The organism is Streptomyces sp. R818 (genome assembly GCF_056172735.1).
Window position 1 is genome coordinate 576,632 of record NZ_JAOCNE010000012.1, and the last position, 14,423, is coordinate 591,054.

The 14,423-nt window shown below is 68.7% G+C and carries 8 protein-coding genes, 1 tRNA gene and 1 pseudogene; 8 read left to right on the plus strand and 2 right to left on the minus strand.

What is annotated here, in order from left to right; genetic code table 11:
* Positions 1–126: 126 nt before the first annotated feature.
* Positions 127–3,459, plus strand: coding sequence for a dTMP kinase (tmk, locus tag N5I75_RS29000; protein WP_476682159.1), 3,333 nt, complete (start codon positions 127–129; stop codon positions 3,457–3,459).
* 24 nt (positions 3,460–3,483) lie between these two features.
* Here the strand turns inward: tmk and N5I75_RS29005 are convergent, their stop codons facing one another.
* Complete coding sequence (locus tag N5I75_RS29005) at positions 3,484–3,942, minus strand: GNAT family N-acetyltransferase (protein WP_476682161.1); 459 nt, start codon at positions 3,940–3,942, stop codon at positions 3,484–3,486.
* An 81-nt stretch (positions 3,943–4,023) separates the two neighbouring features.
* Between N5I75_RS29005 and N5I75_RS29010 the strand changes: the two genes are divergently transcribed.
* On the plus strand, positions 4,024–5,229 hold the full coding sequence (locus N5I75_RS29010; RefSeq protein ID WP_476682163.1) for a DNA polymerase III subunit delta': 1,206 nt from the start codon (positions 4,024–4,026) through the stop codon (positions 5,227–5,229).
* A 55-nt stretch (positions 5,230–5,284) separates the two neighbouring features.
* On the opposite strand, the gene N5I75_RS29015 is transcribed toward N5I75_RS29010, so the two are convergent.
* Complete coding sequence (locus N5I75_RS29015) at positions 5,285–5,461, minus strand: hypothetical protein (RefSeq protein WP_476682380.1); 177 nt, start codon at positions 5,459–5,461, stop codon at positions 5,285–5,287.
* Between N5I75_RS29015 and N5I75_RS29020 the strand changes: the two are divergent.
* From N5I75_RS29020 to N5I75_RS29045, 6 genes and pseudogenes are all read left to right on the plus strand, one after another.
* Positions 5,454–6,870 (plus strand): annotated as a pseudogene (locus tag N5I75_RS29020) (alpha/beta hydrolase). The gene N5I75_RS29015 and the pseudogene N5I75_RS29020 sit on opposite strands and share 8 nt — an antisense overlap.
* Before the next feature lie 115 nt (positions 6,871–6,985).
* Positions 6,986–7,059 (plus strand) — tRNA-Thr (locus N5I75_RS29025).
* Positions 7,060–7,417: 358 nt separating this feature from the next.
* Positions 7,418–8,932 (plus strand): type I restriction-modification system subunit M, encoded by a 1,515-nt coding sequence (locus tag N5I75_RS29030; RefSeq protein WP_476682165.1) that lies wholly within the window; start codon positions 7,418–7,420, stop codon positions 8,930–8,932.
* Positions 8,933–9,290: 358 nt separating this feature from the next.
* Complete coding sequence (locus tag N5I75_RS29035) at positions 9,291–10,139, plus strand: hypothetical protein (RefSeq protein ID WP_476682167.1); 849 nt, start codon at positions 9,291–9,293, stop codon at positions 10,137–10,139.
* Position 10,140: 1 nt separating this feature from the next.
* On the plus strand, positions 10,141–13,215 hold the full coding sequence (locus tag N5I75_RS29040) for a type I restriction endonuclease subunit R (protein ID WP_476682169.1): 3,075 nt from the start codon (positions 10,141–10,143) through the stop codon (positions 13,213–13,215).
* A gap of 655 nt (positions 13,216–13,870) precedes the next feature.
* Complete coding sequence (locus N5I75_RS29045) at positions 13,871–14,383, plus strand: SigE family RNA polymerase sigma factor (protein WP_476682171.1); 513 nt, start codon at positions 13,871–13,873, stop codon at positions 14,381–14,383.
* Positions 14,384–14,423: the final 40 nt, after the last annotated feature.

Consider the following 14,423-nt stretch of genomic DNA (forward strand, 5'->3'; position numbering starts at 1 on the left):
GCCGGGCCGTACGTCCAGGTGGGACGCCGCATATGTGGAGGGGATGCCTCCGGGACTCGTACCCGGGGGCGTCCGTTTGTTCGGGTGGGCCCCCGGAGTGTCGGCGCTCCCCGATAGGCTGGACGAATGACCCCTGCCGAGCAGCCAACGGCCCCCCACGCGGCCCCAGACGACGCCCTGGTAGCGGACTCCCGGGAGCGCGCCGTCCGCGCCCTCCTGCGCGAACCCCAGTTGAAGCGACTGTGGTCCGCGCAGCTCGTCGGAGGGGTCGGTGATGTGCTCGGGCTGCTTGTGCTCGTGGTGCTCGCGCTCCAAGCGGCCATCGTTCAAGGGTCGTTCGGCGGCGGTTACCGGGGCGTGGCCTTCGCCGTCACCGCGGTGTTCGGGGCGCGCATCCTCTCCACCCTCCTCTTCGGCGCCGTCCTGCTCGGACCGCTGACCTCGCTGACGACGCCGGGCGGCCCCCTCGACCGGCGCTGGACCATGGTCGGCGCCGACGGGCTTCGGGCGGCCCTGCTGATCGTCGCCCCGCTCTGGATCGACTGGACGCCGGACAACGCCCTGGCGCTGCTCCTCGTCACGGCGTTCGTCGCCGGTGTCGCCGAGCGGTTCTGGACGGTCGCCAAGGAGAGCGCGGCACCGGCCCTGCTGCCCGCGCCGCCCATCGAGGGCGCGGCCGTGCGGCCGCTGCCTGACCACATGGACGCGCTGCGCCGCCTCTCGCTGCGCACCGGCTTCGTCGCGATCCCGCTCGCCGCCGCCGTCCTCGTCGTCATCACGCTGGTGCAGAACCTGATCGGCGCGGGCGTCGACTGGTTCGCCCAGCACCAGGTCGCGCTCGCCTCCTACGTGGGCGCGGGCCTGTTCGCCGCCGCCCTGTCCGTCGTCTACTTCCTCGAACTGCCCGGCGTGCAGACCCCGCGCGCGCGGTCGCCGCTCGAAGGGCTGCGCCGCCCGAGGACCGCGGGCACCGTCGACAAGGGCCGTACGAACGCGATCCCGCTGCTCGTCCTCGCCTGCGCCGCCGTCGCCGGGGCCGTCGCGGCCGCCGTCGCCGTCTCCGTGCTGCACGCCAAGGACCTGGGCGGCGGCCCGGTCACCTTCGGCCTGCTCGTGCTCGGCCTGACCGGCGGCACCGTCATCGGCATCCGCACCGCGCCGACCGTGCTGCCCGCGCTGTCCCGGCGCCGCCTGCTCGCCCTCGCCATCGCCCTCACCGGCATCGCGCTCCTTGCCGCCGGTCTCGTCCCCGACGTGACCACGGTCCTCCTGGTCGTGACGATCGCCGGGGTCACCGCGGGCATCGCCGCAAACACCGGCCACACCCTGCTCGACCAGGAGAGCGAGGAGTACCGGCGCGCCCGCGTCACCGAGCACCTCCAGGCCGTCGTACGGGTCAGCGTCGCGCTCGGCGCCCTCATCGCGCCGCTGCTCGCCGCGCTGATCGGCCCGCACCGCCTGGAGAACGGCAAGTTCGTCTTCGCGCACGGCGGCGCCGCGTTCACGCTGATGCTGGTCGGCGCGCTGCTGCTGCCCGTCGCCGCGCTCGTCCTCGCCAAGACCGACGACCGCAGCGGCGTCCCGCTCCGCCACGACCTCAAGGACGCGCTGCTCGGCGGCAACGACCCGGTGGCGGCCCCCGCCGCCTCCGGCTTCTTCATCGCCCTGGAGGGCGGCGACGGGGCGGGCAAGTCGACGCAGGCCGAGGCGCTCGCCGAGTGGATCCGCGGCAAGGGCCACGAGGTCGTCGTCACGCGTGAGCCGGGCGCCACCCCCGTCGGCAAGCGACTGCGCTCGATCCTGCTCGACGTCTCCTCCGCCGGCCTCTCGCACCGCGCCGAGGCGCTCCTGTACGCCGCCGACCGCGCCGAGCACGTCGACACCGTCGTACGGCCCGCCCTGGAGCGCGGCGCCGTCGTCATCTCCGACCGCTACATCGACTCGTCCGTCGCCTACCAGGGCGCGGGCCGCGACCTGTCGCCGACCGAGGTCGCCCGCATCAACCGATGGGCCACCAGCGGGCTCGTGCCGCACCTGACCGTGCTGCTCGACGTCGACCCGCAGGCCGCCCGCGAGCGGTTCACCGAGGCGCCCGACCGCCTGGAGTCGGAGCCGGTGGAGTTCCACGCGCGCGTGCGCTCAGGTTTCCTCACCCTGGCCGCCGGTGACCCCGGCCGCTACCTCGTCGTCGACGGGGGCCAGGAGCCCGAGGCCGTCACGACCGTGATCCGCCACCGCCTAGACGTCCTCCTGCCGCTCTCCGAGGCCGAGATCAAGGCCCGGGAAGAGGCCCGCAAGGCCGCCGAGGAAGAAGCACGCCGCAAGGCCGAGGAAGAGGCCGCGCGCAAGGCCGAGGAAGAGCGCATCGAGCGCGAGCGCCAGGAGCAGCTCGCCAAGCTGCGCGCCGAGGAGGAGGAGCGCAAGCGCCGCGAGCTGGAGGAGGCGCAGCGCATCGAGGCCGAGCGCCAGGCCGAGGAGGCCAGGCAGCGCGCCGAGGAGGCCCGCAAGAAGGCCGAGGCCGAGAAGGCGCGCCTCCTTGCCGAGGAGAAGGCCCGCGCCGCCGAGGAGGAGCGCCGCCGCAAGCAGGCCGAGGAGGAGGCCCGGCTGCGGGCCGAGGCCGAGGAGCGGCGCCTGGAGAAGCAGCGCAAGGCCGAGGAGGCGCTGCTGCGCGCGGAGGAGGCGCGACGGCTCGCCGCGCAGGCGGCTCAGGCCGCGCAGGCCGCGCAGGCGGCGCAGGCGCCTCGGGCGAGTGCGCCGGCGCCGGCGCCGGGTGGGTCTGCGCCGACCGGGTCGGCCTCTGCTGGGTTCGCCTCTACCGGGTCGGCCTCGACCGGTGCCGCTGATCTTCGTAAGGGCGAGCCGTCCGGGCAGTCGGGACCGTCTGGACGGGCCAAGTCGTCCGAGGTGCCCGAGTCGGACAACGAGCAGACGCTGCAGACCCCGATAGTGCGGCCTCAGGAGCCGTCACCGTCGTCGCCGTCCAACGCCGAGGAGACCGCGGTCCTGCCGCCCGTACGGGAGCCGGTCCGGGAGCCGGTCCGTGAGCCTGTCCGGGACGCGGAGGAGACCGCGGTGCTGCCACCCGTTCGGGAGCCGGTCCGGGAGCCGGTCCGGGACGCTGAGGAGACGGCTCAGCTGCCGCGCCCCCACGCCGGTGCGGCCGACGAGACGGCCGTGCTGCCCCGGATCCCCGACCCCGCCGAGGACCGGGTGCCACAGGGGTACTTCCGCGACGAGCGGCCCGCGCCGGCCCCGGAGAGCGCCGCCGACCGTACGGCCGAGCTGCCGCAGATCGACGAGGAGGGCCGGCCGCGCCGCCGCCCCCGCCCCGACTGGGCGGAGGAGACCCCGCTGGACGACCTCCCGACGCTCGCCGACGAACTGCTCGGCGGTCGTGAGGACGACGAGGACGACCCCGCCGAGGGCGGCGACGGAGGCCGGAAGCGCCGCCGCCGCTGACCGCGGGGTGGTGATGGGTGGGGTTCAGGCCAGCCTGAGCTCCACCCAGTCCACCGTGTCCCCGTCGAGGCGGTAGCGGTCGACCTCGACGATGAACCCGGCGCGCTCGGCGAAGCGCGCTCCCGCCTCGTTCGAGGTCAGCAGGACCGTCTCGATGTGCTCGGCGCCCAGCGCGCGTGCCGTGGCGAGGCCGCGCTCGTACAGCGCCCTGCCGAATCCGCGTCCCCGGTGCTCCGGAAGGACCCGCGCGATCACCGCGGACACCCCGTTCTTCGGAGTGCGCACGGTGGAGCAGCCGACGAGGACGTCCCCGGCGTAGGCGACCTCCAGGACGTTGCGCCCGGCGCGCTCGCGCACGTCGTCGAGGGAGAGGTACGCGGACGCGGCGGGGACGATCGTGTTGTGCGCGTGCTGCCAGTCGGCGACGAGGCCGCTGTCCTCACCCGCGCCACCCGCCAGGGTCACGATGCGGAGATCAGTCATGCGCGTAGCCAAGCGGGTGCGCGGGGTGTTGTCAGTGGCGCCCGGCACAATGGCGGAAGTACGAGAAAGGGCGGTGTCCCCATGGCCGTATGGGACGACCTGGTGGGTCAGGAGCGCGTGGTCGCGGAGCTGGGCGCGGCCGCGCGGGACGCGGACGCCCTGGTGACGGCCGCCGCTGCCGGCGCGGCGCCGCCCGAGGCGTCGAAGATGACGCACGCCTGGCTGTTCACCGGGCCGCCGGGCGCGGGCCGGGTCACCGCGGCGCGGGCGTTCGCGGCGGCGCTGCAGTGCGTGTCGCCGGACCGGGCGCTCGGCGGCGCCCCCGGCTGCGGGTTCTGCGACGGTTGCCACACCGCGCTGCTCGGCACGCACGCGGACGTCACGGCCGTGGCGGCGGTCGGCACCCAGATCCTCGCCGAGGACATGCGCGACACCGTCCGCAAGTCGTACACCTCTCCGGCGACGGGCCGCTGGCAGGTGATCCTCGTCGAGGACGCCGAGCGGCTGAACGAGAAGTCGGCGAACGCGGTACTGAAGGCCGTCGAGGAGCCCGCCCCGCGCACGGTGTGGCTGCTCTGCGCGCCCTCGGTGGAGGACGTGCTGCCCACGATCCGCTCCCGCTGCCGTCTGCTCACGCTGACCACGCCCGCCGTGGACGCCGTCGCCGACATGCTCGTACGACGTGACGGCATCGAGCCGGGCGTCGCCGCGAGCGCCGCCCGCGCCACCCAGGGCCACATCGACCGGGCCCGGCGCCTGGCCACCGACCCGCGCGCGCGGGAGCGCAGAGCCGCCGTGCTCAAGGTGCCGCTGCGCGTCGAGGACGTCGGCGGCTGCCTCAAGGCGGCGCAGGAGCTGGTCGACGCGGCGGCGGAGGACTCCAAGCAGCTCGCGGAGGAGGTCGACACCAAGGAGACCGACGAGCTGAAGGCGGCGCTCGGCGCGCAGAGCGGCGGCCGGATGCCGCGCGGCACCGCCGGCGTGATGAAGGACCTGGAGGACAAGCAGAAGCGGCGCAGGACGCGTTCGCAGCGCGACTCCCTCGACCTGGCGCTCACCGAACTGACCGGCGTGTACCGGGACGTCCTCGCGCTCCAGCTCGGCTCCCGGGTGGCGCTCGCCAACACGGAGATCCACGACACCCTGGAGCGCCTCGCCCGCTCCACCTCCCCGGAGTCGACGCTCAGACGCATCGAGGCGATCGGCGCGTGCCGGGTCGCCCTGGACCGCAATGTGGCGCCGCTGCTCGCGGTGGAGGCGATGACGATGGCGCTGCGGGCGGGCTAGGCCCAGAAGGAAGCGGCTCCCGAGCTACGTAAAGTGACGTGCCCCGCGCGGAGCGTTACGCTCGCCGGATGTACTCCAGGCGCCACCCCTCCTCCGCCCGCCGCCGTGCCGCCCTGATCGCCGCCGCCGGATTGCTGCTGGTCGGCATCCCGGCCTGCTCGTCGAAGAGTTCGCAGGCCGCGGGGGGCACCCTCGCCGCGCTGCCCAGCTCCGACGAGGCACGGCTGAGCACCTACTACGACCAGGACCTGAAGTGGCGCGAGTGCGGCGCGCCCGGGTTCGAGTGCGCCACGCTCAAGGCGCCCCTCGACTACGACAAGCCGTCCGCGGGCGACATCGACCTCGCCGTCTCCCGCAAGAAGGCCACCGGACCCGGCAAGCGGCTCGGCTCCCTCCTCGTCAACCCGGGCGGTCCGGGCGGCTCCGCGATCGGCTACCTCCAGGCGTACGCGGGCATCGGCTACCCCAAGCAGGTCCGCGCCCGCTACGACATGGTCGCCGTCGACCCCCGCGGCGTCGCCCGCAGCGCGCCCGTCACCTGCCTCGACGGCAAGCAGATGGACACGTACACGCAGACCGACGTGACGCCGGACGACGCGGGCGAGCAGAAGCGGCTCTCGGCGGCCTTCGACACGTTCGCGCAGGGCTGCGAGACGAAGGACCGGCCTGCGGCGGGACGTCCTGGGCACGCCCACCGTCGAGGCGGCCCGCGACATGGACCTGGCCAGGGCCGCCGTCGGCGACGAGAAGCTGAACTACGTCGGAGCCTCCTACGGCACGTTCCTCGGGGCCACGTACGCGGGCCTGTACCCGGAGCGGGTGGGGCGGCTCGTCCTCGACGGAGCCATGGACCCGTCCCTGCCCGCCCGCGAACTCAACCGGCAGCAGACCGCCGGCTTCGAGACCGCGTTCCAGTCCTTCGCGAAGGACTGCGTGGCCCGCTCCGGCTGCCCCCTCGGCACCGGCACCCCGCAGCAGGCGGGGCAGCGGCTGAAGTCCTTCTTCACCCAGCTCGACGCGGCGCCCATCGCCACCGGCGACCCCGACGGCCGCAAGCTCGGCGAGTCCCTCGCCACGACCGGCGTGATCGCCGCGATGTACGACGAGGGTGCCTGGCCGCAACTGCGCGAGGCGCTCACCGCCGCCATGACCAAGAAGGACGGCGCGGGCCTCCTCGCCCTCTCCGACAGCTACTACGAGCGCGACCCGGACGGCAGCTACGCCAACCTCATGTTCGCCAACGCGGCCGTGAACTGCCTCGACCAGCCGCCGGCCTTCAGCTCCCCGAAGGAGGTCGAGGAGGCGGTGCCCTCCTTCGAGAAGGCGTCCCCCGTCTTCGGCGCGGGCCTCGCCTGGTCCGCCCTGAACTGCGCGTCCTGGCCGGTGAAGCCCACCGGCGAGCCGCACCGCATCACGGCGGACGGCGCCGCCCCCATCGTGGTCGTCGGCACCACCCGCGACCCGGCCACCCCCTATCCCTGGGCCAAGGCCCTCGCCGCCCAGCTCTCCTCCGGCCACCTCCTCACCTACGACGGCGACGGCCACACGGCGTTCGGCCGCGGCAGCACCTGCATCGACGGCGCGATCAACACCTACCTCCTCTCCGGCACCCCTCCGAAAGACGGAAAGCGCTGCTCGTGACGGGTGCGCCCGGCTGAGCCCGGGCGATCCGCGCCCGTAAAAGGGTGGGCAGAGCACCCCCCGGAAGCGTGTAGGATTGGCGATGTTGCTGACGCACTCCCGTGCGCGCGGCGGCGCCGCCTTAGCTCAGATGGCCAGAGCAACGCACTCGTAATGCGTAGGTCTCGGGTTCGAATCCCGAAGGCGGCTCAGGCGAAGCCCAGGTCAGACCTATTCTGACCTGGGCTTTTTCTCTTTCGCGTGTTGGTTGGCGGGGCTTGATGCTTGATCGTTTTCGGTCCGCGTGAGCGGAGGTGGCCAAGGGGTGGCCATTTGAGCAGCGAGCGTGCAAGCGGGTGGCCACGGTGTGCCGTGGGGCGTCACGGTGTGCTGTTGGGGCGGTTGTTCAGTGGCCACAAAATACGGGTGGGCGGTGCGTGCGAGGACCGCAGCCCCACGCGTCCTGACTGTGTTGGTGCCGTTCGCTCCCGAGGGTGTCACCGCGCTGCGAGAATGTACGCGGGCTCCGATTTGAAGAAGACCACCCGACGGAAAGAAGCACGCACCTGTGACGATCACCCAGCAAGAGCTCGAATCCCGGCTGTGGGCCGCTGCGAATGCGCTCCGTGGCCCCGTCGACCCGGCCGACTTCAAGACATACGTCTTTCCAATGCTGTTCTGGAAGTGGATCTCGGATACCTGGGTCTACGAACACGACGCGGCGATCGACGAGCTTGGAGACGACCTGGATGACGAGGTCGAGGCGGACTACCACCGCTTCGAGATGCCCGAGGGCACGCTGTGGAGCGAGGTCACCGGGAAGGTCGTCAATCTCGGGGCCGAGATCGCGAAGACGTTCCAGCGGATCGAGAAGGCGAACCCGAAGTCCCTGGCTGGTGTGTTCGGTGACGCTTCCTGGGGCAACAAGGAGCGCATCCCCGAGTCGGCGCTGTTGGGCCTCATCCAGGCGTTCAACCAGATCCGCCTCGACCCGTCGACGGTCTCCCACGACCTGCTTGGTGCGGGCTACGAGTACCTGCTGAAGAACTTCGCCGATGAGTCGGGGAAAAAGGCCGGAGAGTTCTTCACGCCCCGCGAGGTCGTGAACCTTCTCGTCGGGATCCTTCACCCGGAGCCTGGCGAGTCCGTCTACGACCCCACCTGTGGTTCGGGCGGCATGCTGGTGGCGACGATCAACCAGTTGCGGGAGTCCGGCAAGGACTACCGCACGTTGCGGGTGTACGGCCAGGAGATCAACCTGACCACCGCTTCGATCGCCCGGATGAACCTGTTCCTCCACGAGATCGAGGACTTCGACATCAAGCGCGGCGACACCCTTCGAGCGCCGGCATTCAAGAGCTCTGCCGGCGCTGTCCGCACCTTCGATGCGGTGATCGCCAATCCGCCGTTTTCCTTGGAGAACTGGGGTGCAGACCGTTGGCCGGCCGACCCGCGGGCCTTCTGCGGCGTGCCGCCGGCGAAGAACGGCGACTTCGCCTTCGTGCAGCACATGGTCTCCTCGATGAACCCCGGTACAGGCCGCGTGGGTGTCGTTATGCCGCACGGTGTGTTGTTCCGCGGCAGGGCCGAGGCGAAGATCCGGCAGTGCCTCATCGAGAGAGATCTCCTCGAAGCCGTCATCGGGCTGCCACCGAACCTCTTCTATTCGACGCCGATCCCTGCGTGTCTGCTGATCTTCCGTGACCAGAAGCCAGCCGCACGCAAGGACCATGTGGTCTTCATTGATGGGTCCGCCCGGTTCGAGAAGGGCAAGAATCAGAACCGGATGTCGGGCCGCGACGTCGACGCACTCATCGATACATACCGGACTGGTGAGGCCCCTGAAGGGGAAGGCGGCACAAATGTCCGCTCGGTGCCGTTCGAGGAGATCAAGAAGAACGACTTCGATCTCAACATCGGTCGCTATATCAAAGTTGCGGCCGAGGAGACCACAGATCTCGGCACCGCGCTTGTCGCCTACGCGGACGCTCGACGGCGGCGCATTGACGCTGAAGAGGCCATGTTCCAGCGCCTGGCCGCGGCAGGCATCGACCTGAGAATGTTCGAGGCATCCGATGAGTGAGTGGGCATTGACGCGACTGGGAGAAGTCACGTCGCAAGTCCAGGAAATTGTCAAGGTAACTCCAGGTAGGGAGTACCCACTCCTAGGAGTGAAGTGGTACGCCGAGGGCCCATTCCTCCGTGAAGTAGTGACATCGGAGTCCTCTAAGGCAACACGGTTCTACCGTGTTCAGCCCGGACAGTTCATCTACAACCGTTTGTTTGCCTGGAAGGGATCATTCGGGCTCGTTGGCGATGAACTGTATGGTTCCTTTGTCTCCAACGAGTTTCCGCTTTTCTGCTGCGACCGCTCGCGGCTACTACCGGAATTCTTGCACCTTCACTTTGGGCAGAAGTCTGTGTGGTCATATGTTGAGCGCGTGAGTACCGGTACGACCGCCAGTCGAAGTCGGTGGAAGGAGTCGCAATTCAATGATTACGAACTCGCGCTCCCACCGCTGGCCGAGCAGCGCCGCATCGTCGACGTCATGGCTGCGATGGACGCGCAGATCGAGGCGTTGGCGGAGGAAGTTGGACGTGGCTCTGCCGTACTGGCGGGGCTGCAAGCTGAGTGGCTCAGCGAGCGTGAGGGGATGCGACTGGCGAGGCTCGATGAGATTGCGCAGATCGATGTCGGGTACGCGTATAGAAGTGCGCAATTTACTGATTCGCCGGAGGGTATCCGGCTGCTTCGAGGCGATAACATTGCGCCAGGTCGCCTTCAGTGGGAGGGGGCGAAATACTGGCCGACTCAGATCTCGGACGACGACCGCTACCGCCTGCAAGTGGGAGACGTGGTTGTCGGCATGGATCGTACGTGGATCAAGGCTGGTCTAAGGGTAGCTACTGTTCGAGAGCATGACTTGCCATGCCTCCTTGTGCAACGAGTCGCGCGACTTCGGGCCAAGGCCGGGAACGATCAGCGTCTGATTGAGTTTCTGGTCAACTCAATGGCATTCAAACAAATGATCCTGAGTCATCAGACGGGGACTTCCGTTCCCCACATCAGCGGTAAGCAGATCGCCTCCTTTGAGGTCTGGGTACCCGCGGACGAACCTGGCCAGAGGCGCTTGGGCAGTGTCCTGTCGCAAGTACGGGAGTCCGAAGACTCAGCACTGGCCGAGCTCTCTCACCTTCGCACCTTCCGCTCCGCACTCCTGGGCTCCCTGCTCAGCCAAGAGATCGAGATCCCCGAGTCTTACGAAGCTCTGCTTGAGGGGGTGTCCTGACATGGGATGGACCGAAGCAAGCACGATCCAGCGCTCCTTGCTCGAGTGGGCCGAGGAAGCCGGGTGGGAGCACATCCCAGGTGACGAGCTGCCGCGCGACAATCACGATGTCGCTATTGAGGCCTGGGTGCAGGAAGCGCTGCTCGCGCTGAATCCGGAGCTCGTCAACGACTCAGAATCGGCCGAACTGGTTCTGCACGAGATTAACCAGGCCATCTTGGATGCCCACAACGGCTTGGTGGCTGCCAACGAGCGGCTGACCGTCATGCTGCGAGGTGACCACTCGTTCCCGACTATCGACGGCAAGCATGTGCCTCGTCGTCTCATAGATTTCGCGAACCTCGACAACAACCGGTTCACCGTTGCCGATGAGGTCACGATCGCCGGTGCCGTGAAGCCCCGCAGATTCGACGTTGTCTACTACGTCAACGGGTTCCCGCTCGTCGTCGCCGAGACGAAAACCCCGGTGAAGCACCAGGTGTCGTGGGTGAACGCTGCGAAGGACATCTACGGGACGTACGAAGAGGAGTACCCGAACTTCTTCGCCACCAACGTCTTCAACGTGGCGACCGAGGGCCTCGACTTCCGTATGGCTCCGATTCGAGCCGTGCCGGATCCCGACTCGGAGATCTGGGCACCGTGGGGATCAACGGAGGACGACCCGAAGAAGGTGACCGGCCCTGCGCGCGTACAGCGCGCCGCAAGGCTGCTGCTGCGGCCGGAGACCGTGCTGCCCATCCTGAAGGACCTGGTGATGTACCGGCATGCCCGGGACGCCTCCGAGGTCGACGTGAAGTTCCTGCCGCGCTATCCGCAGTTTGAGGCGGCGCTCGCGATCCACGCGAAGGTGCTCGCGGACGGGCCTGGTGGTCTGATCTGGCATCACCAGGGATCGGGTAAGACTGAGTTGATGGCCTTCGCTGCAGCGCGGCTGCTGCGCGACGACACGGTGATCGACATGTACGGCGGTGCGCCGACCGTGATCGTGATCGCCGACCGGAAAGACTTGGTGCGGCAGACCGCGGAGATGTTCGAGACCGCTGGCATGCCGCGCATGAGCGTGCCGAAGATCCGGCGTGAGCTGTTCACTCTGCTTCGTAGCGGCGAGCCCGGGGTCATCATCACCACAGTGAACAAGTTCGCCGAGGCTGGCCATCTCAACGACCGGTCGAACATCATCGTCCTGGTGGATGAGGCCCACCGATCCCAGGAGGGCAAGTTCGGGAAGGCGTGGCGCGCAGCGGTCCCGAACGCGAAGTTCTTCGGCGCGACCGGCACGGCGATCGAGGACAAGGACCGGTCCACGTTCCGGCTGTTCGGGGACCCCAACGACCCGAACTTTGTTATGTCCCGGTACACGCCCGAGCAGTCGATCGCTGACGGGTTCACCAAGCCGGTGATCGTGGAAGGCCGTTCCGTCGGGTTCGATCTCGACAAGGGCGACCTCGACGAGGCATTCGACCAGTTCGCTGAGGAGGAGGACCTCGACGAGGACGAGAAGGTCTACCTGTCCGGGAAGGCTTCGCACATCGAGACCATCCTCTCCAACCCTGAGCGGGTTGCCGCGGTGTGCGCCGACATCGTCGATCATTTCCTGACGTTCGTCGCACCGCTGGGGCAGAAGGCCCAAGTAGTGGCGTTCAACCAGAAGCTCGTCATCGCCTATGCACGCGCGCTTCAGGCGGAGCTGGAGCGCCGGGGCGCGGTGATGCCGGACGGCCTGGCGCGCGAAGTGGGCGTTGTCATGCACGTCGCCGACTCCAAGGACACTCCGAAGGAGCACAAGAAGTACCTGCTCACACCGGAGCAGGAGGAGGGCCTGAAGCGGAGGTTCAAGAAGGTCGACGACCCCATGTCGTTCGTCGTAGTGACAGCGAAGTGGATGACCGGCTTCAACGCGCCCATCGAGGGTGTTCTGTACCTCGACAAGCCAGCCAAAGGCGCGAACCTGTTCCAGACGATCACGCGCCCGAATCGGCCGTGGAAGAACCCCATCACGGGGCAGCGCAAGGACTATGGACGCGTCGTTGACTACATCGGTCTCGCGAAGGCCATCGGCGCGGCTATAGCCGGCCCGAAGGCCAAGGCGGAGGAGGAGTCGGGGCTCAATGTAACCGACTCCTCCCAGCTGGCCGGGAAGTTCGTTTCCGACCTGACGCGCCTCTTGGCGCTATTCGATGGCATCAGCACAGCCGACTCGTCGTTCGAGGGGCTCGCCGAGGCACACGAGCGAATCGTCGAGGGCAGTCCGCAGCGGACCCAGTTCATTGAGACGTACGTGGCCCTTCAAACGGTGTGGGAGTTCCTCGATCCCCACCCGATGCTCGCCCCGTTCCGGCAGCAGTACTACTGGCTGGCGAAGGTGTACGAGTCGATCCGGCCCAAGGACGTGTCGAAGGCGTTCCTGTGGGACCGTCTCGGCGCGAAGACGACCGAGTTGATCCATGGACACATGACCGACGTGCGTGTGCGGTCGATGCCCTCGAAGACCGTCACCCTCGACGCCGCGGGCCTGGAACTGGTCAAGAAGATCGCCGAGCAGCTGAATCTTCCGGAGGCCGACTCGCCGGAAAACGAGCCTGGCGACGTCTACCAAGAGGTGCTCGACTCGATCGAGGCGCGACTGAAGCGCCGGCTCGCCGAGACGGACATCCCGGCATACCGGTCGTTGGCGGACCGGATAGAGAAGCTGCGCACCAAGGCGATCGAGAACGTCGAGGACTCGCTGGCGTTCCTGGAGCAGGCGTTGAAGATCGCTCAGGACGTGGTCGCCGCCGACCGAGCCGCGGCGGCTGGCGACGAGGAGACGCTGAAGAGACTGGCAGACCCGAAACGCGGTGCACTGACGCAGATCGTTGAGCAGAACACACCGCCAGGGCTGCACAAGATCGTCCCCGACATCGTCGACAGGATCGACTCGATCGTCGCGGAGGTCGCCTACACCGGGTGGGTAGAAAGCGATGCCGGCGACAAGCGCGTCCGCCGCGAGCTCCGAACCGCGTTGAAGGAGTACAGCCTCCCGATCAAAGGCGACTTGTTCGACAAGACGTACGAGTACGTCCGGGAGAACTATTAGATCGGCCGTGGTCAAATGCCTGCTGAGCGCTCAACACGCTGGGTCGGCACCCAGGGCCAGCGCGTTGCATAGAACGCCCTGGGCCACGCCAGCAGGGCAGCGTGCTGAGCTTCGAGGCAGCCGGTGGGTTTCTGGTAGGCGCACGACGAGCGGCTGGATCATCTGGCCGCAGTCAAGAGCACGCTCGCCGAGAGCCAGGTCCGCCCGGGTTCGAGACCCTGCAGGCCCGCCGCGCCCGATTCGTGCGCGAGGTCCGGATGAGGCACCGCCCCACCCGGAACGGAGGAGGGGTGACGCTGGTCTTTGCCCTTCTGCGTGAGCGCTGCGTGAGCGGACTGGGCGGCACTAAGGGAGACCCAGCGTCATGCTGACCACATCCAGATGTCTCCGACCAGGGGAAACCGGATTCTGAGACATCGTGCGGCACCTTCCGTCACGATCTTGCAGGCCCTCGTAATGCGTAGGTCTCGGGTTCGAATCCCGAAGGCGGCTCAGCCTGAAACCCCAGGTCGGAACTTTCCGACCTGGGGTTTTCTCGTTCAGCGGGCCTGGTGCGCGAGCGGTGGGCGGGAGCCGTTCCGGAGCGCGTGCAACATTTCCCGGGGGTCACCGCATTCATTCAGGTGTAGGTGAGGCAATGGGGGGGACGCCGGGGATGAGACGGTCGCTGGAGGGTGCGTTCCGGGAGTTCGCGGAGGCTCGCACGGGGCAGCTGTTCCGGTCCGGGTGCCTGCTGACCAGCGGTGACACTCATCTTGCCGAGGATCTCGTGCAGGAGACCCTCGGCAAGATGTACGTGGTCTGGGGGCGGGCCGCGGTCCGGCGGGGCAATCCGGCGGCGTACGCGCAGACCGTGCTGGTGCGGGCGTTCCTCGCGCACCAGCGGCGCCGCTCGGCGGGGGAGCGGCCCTCGGACGAGCTGCCGGAGACGGTGGCCGCCGGGGGCGGTGATCCGTCGCTGCGGCTGACGCTGCTCGACGCGCTGCGGCGGCTGCCGCCCAAGGACCGGGCGGTCGTCGTGCTGCGCTACTGGGAGGACCGCTCCATCGAGGAGACCGCGGACGCGCTGCACCTCAGCTCGGCCGCGGTGCGCACCCGCAGCAGCCGGGCCCTGGCGCGGCTGCGCGAGCAACTGGGCGCTTCCCTCAGCGAGTTCGCCGCGCATTGACGCGCCTACTGACCGTACGAACAGGCAGAGAGGAGTGGTC

Excerpts from the sequence above, each read along its gene's own strand:
- tmk (WP_476682159.1), top strand. The coding sequence starts at position 127 with ATGACCCCTGCCGAGCAGCCAACGGCCCCCCACGCGGCCCCAGACGAC.
- N5I75_RS29005 (WP_476682161.1), bottom strand. The coding sequence starts at position 3,942 with ATGACTGATCTCCGCATCGTGACCCTGGCGGGTGGCGCGGGTGAGGAC.
- N5I75_RS29010 (WP_476682163.1), top strand. The coding sequence starts at position 4,024 with ATGGCCGTATGGGACGACCTGGTGGGTCAGGAGCGCGTGGTCGCGGAG.
- N5I75_RS29040 (WP_476682169.1), top strand. The coding sequence starts at position 10,141 with ATGGGATGGACCGAAGCAAGCACGATCCAGCGCTCCTTGCTCGAGTGG.
- N5I75_RS29045 (WP_476682171.1), top strand. The coding sequence starts at position 13,871 with ATGAGACGGTCGCTGGAGGGTGCGTTCCGGGAGTTCGCGGAGGCTCGC.